The sequence below is a fragment of the Paracoccus sp. (in: a-proteobacteria) genome (genome assembly GCF_047973135.1).
Lineage (GTDB): Bacteria > Pseudomonadota > Alphaproteobacteria > Rhodobacterales > Rhodobacteraceae > Paracoccus.
Genome location: NZ_JBKEBL010000339.1, coordinates 1 through 1,921, shown reverse-complemented (window position 1 = coordinate 1,921; position 1,921 = coordinate 1). Strand labels below are relative to the sequence as shown.

General features: G+C 64.5%; 2 protein-coding genes and 1 pseudogene. All 3 read left to right on the top strand.

What is annotated here, in order from left to right; all coding sequences use genetic code 11:
- Positions 1 to 186 precede the first annotated feature (186 nt).
- The gene (locus tag ACK5L9_RS24090; RefSeq protein ID WP_416913990.1) at positions 187 to 735 is read left to right on the top strand and encodes a cytochrome b; all 549 of its coding nucleotides are present in this window, start codon (positions 187 to 189) and stop codon (positions 733 to 735) included.
- A gap of 10 nt (positions 736 to 745) precedes the next feature.
- A complete protein-coding gene (locus ACK5L9_RS24085) occupies positions 746 to 1,438 on the top strand; it encodes a response regulator transcription factor (protein ID WP_416913989.1) in 693 nt (230 codons plus the stop codon).
- Positions 1,439 to 1,443: 5 nt separating this feature from the next.
- A pseudogene (locus ACK5L9_RS24080) lies at positions 1,444 to 1,921 on the top strand (two-component sensor histidine kinase); the annotation flags it as partial.

Below are 1,921 nucleotides of genomic sequence, written 5' to 3'. Positions count from 1 at the left end.
GCGGCCGAAGTGCTGACCCCGGAACAGCGGGCGACGCTGCTGGATCAGGGTCCCGGTTTCGGGCGTGGCTTCGGCCCCGGCTGGCGCTGACACGTCTGTCATGGCCCTGTCGCAACTGCGGTGGGGCCATTCCTTATACACATTTAACATATGATCTGCCGTCGAGGCAGGCGGAGGGATATTGTCATGCTTAAAAGCCAACCTGATCGCTATGGTGCGGTTGTCGTCACCATTCACTGGTTGACTGCTATTCTCATCCTCACCCTCTATGTCACCGGCTTTTCCGCCGTCGCCAATGCAGACAGCGCCGCCGAGGCCCTGTTTCTGCGCCTCCACGTCCCGCTTGGCATCATCGTGCTGCTGCTGACCGTGGCGCGGCTGATCTGGTGGTGGCTGGCGGATCGCAAGCCACGCCCCATGGCTTCGGTCCCGCGCTGGCAGGAAGGTCTGGCGCGCATCGTCCATGTTACGCTCTATATCGTCCTGTTCGGCATGTTCGGCAGCGGCATCGCCCTGATGGCGCTGAGCGGTGCGGGCGCGGTGCTGTTCGGCACGGGCACGCTGCCCGATCTGACCTCATTCGCGCCCTTCGGCGTGCATGGCGGCAGCGCGATGCTGCTGCTTTTGTTGCTGGCGCTGCATATAGGTGCGGCCCTCTATCACCACTTCGTCCGGCATGACGGCATCTTCAGGCGGATGTGGTATGGCCGCGACAAGGCTGGCGCAAAGCTGTAGGTAACGGGCCATGGCGGAACAGATCCTGATCATCGACGACGACACACGGCTTTCCGCCATGCTGCGCGACTATCTGTCGGAAAACGGCTATGGGGTGCGGGCGGCGGCGACGGCCACGGCGGGGCTGGCCGATCTGGCCCGCAGCCCGCCCGATGCGGTCATCCTTGATGTGATGCTGCCCGACCTTGACGGGTTCGAGGTGCTGCGGCGCATCCGCGCCCGCTCGGACCTGCCAGTTCTGATGCTGACCGCGCGCGGGGATGAGACGGACCGCGTGGTCGGTCTGGAAATCGGCGCGGATGATTATCTGCCCAAACCTTTCGGGCCACGCGAATTGCTGGCGCGGCTGCGGGCCATTTTGCGGCGGCACGGCGGGTTCAGGGGCCGCGCCGATATCCTGCGCTTTGGCCGGTTGGAGATCGATCGCGGCTCGCGCCTTGCCCATCTCGACGGGCAGGTTTGTGACATCACCGGGCACCAGTTCGATATTCTCATGACGCTGGCCGAGAATGCGGGCCGTATCCTCAGCCGGGAACAGTTGCTGGACCGGATCAACGGGCGGGGCGATCCGTTCGACCGCTCGGTCGATGTTCATGTCTCGCGCATCCGGGCCGCGATTGAAGATGACCCGAAGCACCCCCGCCGCATCGTTACCGTGCGCGGATCGGGTTATGTTTTCGCCCGGCATCAGGACGCGGATTAAGATCCATGCGCGGAAAGCTGTTCCTGAAAATCTATCTCACCGTTCTGGGCAGCATCGCGATCCTTGCGCTGGCCGGATTCGCGGCGCTGAACTTGCTGATTGGGCCGGAACAGCAAGGCAAAAGGGGGGACCAGCGCGCCGAACTGATCGCCGCCGCCTTGCTGCAAACCGATGATCCCGCCCTGTTGCAGGACACGCTCGATCGGCTTGGTGAGGCCAGCGGGGCTGTTCTGGCGTTGACCAGTGCCCGCGGCGAAACCCTTGCCGCATATGAGCCTGCCGGGGCAACCGGCACCCTTCGCGGGCAGGCCGACCTGCCCGATGGTTCGGTCCTGACCGCGCGTTTCCCATCCCCTTTTGAATCTCAGAACCGCAATCCGCTGGCCCTGCTGGCCATTGTGGCGGCCATCACGGCGCTGGCGGCCTGGCCGGTGGTGCGCAACCTGACCCGGCGTCTGGAACGGCTGCGCCATGGTGTCGAGG